Source organism: Stenotrophomonas sp. 2YAF22 (assembly GCF_052114665.1).
In the GTDB taxonomy this organism is placed as follows: Bacteria; Pseudomonadota; Gammaproteobacteria; order Xanthomonadales; family Xanthomonadaceae; genus Stenotrophomonas; species Stenotrophomonas indicatrix.
Genome location: NZ_JBFRFE010000873.1, coordinates 1 through 1,291, shown reverse-complemented (window position 1 = coordinate 1,291; position 1,291 = coordinate 1). Strand labels below are relative to the sequence as shown.

Genomic DNA, 1,291 nt, shown 5'->3' with positions numbered 1-1,291 from the left:
GTGCAGTCGATGACCAATACCGACACGTCCGATGTGGCGTCCAGCGTCAAGCAGGTCGCTGAGCTCTGGCGTGCCGGCTCGGAAATGGTGCGCCTGACCGTCAACACGGTCGAAGCGGCCGCGGCGATCCCGCGCATCGTCGACAAGCTGGCGATGATGGGCATCGACGTACCGCTGATCGGCGACTTCCACTACAACGGCCACCAGCTGCTGACGGCCGAGCCGGCCTGCGCCGAAGCACTGGCCAAGTACCGCATCAACCCGGGCAACGTAGGCTTCGGCAAGAAGAAGGACCTGCAGTTCGCGCAGCTGATCGAGTTCGCCATCCGCTACAACAAGCCGGTGCGCATCGGCGCCAACTGGGGCTCGCTGGACCAGGCCCTGGCGGCCAAGCTGATGGACGAGAACAACCACCGCGAACAGCCCTGGGACGCCGGCCGCGTGCTGCGCGAGGCGCTGATCCGTTCGGCGCTGGATTCGGCAGAGCAGGCCGTGGACATCGGCCTGCCGCGCGATCGCATCATCCTGTCGGCCAAGGTCAGCGGCGTGCAGGAGCTGATCGCGGTCTACCGCGACCTGGCCCAGCGTTCGGACTTCGCCCTGCATCTGGGCCTGACCGAAGCCGGTATCGGCAGCAAGGGCATCGTCGCCTCGGCGGCGGCATTGAGCGTGCTGCTGCAGGAAGGCATCGGCGACACCATCCGCATTTCGCTGACGCCCGAACCGGGCCAGTCGCGCACGCAGGAAGTGATCGTCGCCCAGGAACTGCTGCAGACCACCGGCCAGCGCGCCTTCACTCCGCTGGTCACGGCGTGCCCGGGCTGCGGCCGTACCACCTCGGAATTCTTCCAGGAGCTGGCCAAGGTGGTGCAGAACCACGTCCGCGAAAAGATGCCGTTGTGGAAGATCCAGCACCCGGGGGCGGAGAACATGACCCTGGCGGTGATGGGCTGCGTGGTCAACGGGCCGGGTGAGTCGCGGCATGCCAACATCGGCATCTCGCTGCCCGGCACTGGTGAAGCACCGTCGGCACCGGTGTTCGTCGATGGCGAGAAGAAGGTGACCCTGCGTGGCGAGAACATCGCTCAGGAATTCGTCGCCCTGATCGATGATTACGTTGAACGCACCTATGTCCGAAGCGCCGGGTAAGCCGACGATCCTCGCTGCACCGGAGCCAGCCTCCGGCTTCCGCCACTGGATGGCGCGCAATGCCTGGCGGCTGCTGCTGCTGTTTGCCGGCGTGCTGCTGCCGCTGGCCGGATTCGTCGCCCTGGCCGACGAGGTGCACGAG

General features: G+C 66.5%; 1 protein-coding gene and 1 pseudogene. Both read left to right on the top strand.

Annotated elements, in window-relative coordinates:
- Window positions 1–1,149, top strand: a 1,149-nt coding sequence (ispG, locus tag AB4Y84_RS21885) for a flavodoxin-dependent (E)-4-hydroxy-3-methylbut-2-enyl-diphosphate synthase (protein WP_442250962.1), incomplete at its 5' end; no start/stop codon positions are given.
- A pseudogene (locus AB4Y84_RS21880) lies at window positions 1,130–1,291 on the top strand (phosphatase PAP2 family protein); the annotation flags it as partial. The gene ispG and the pseudogene AB4Y84_RS21880, both read left to right, overlap by 20 nt.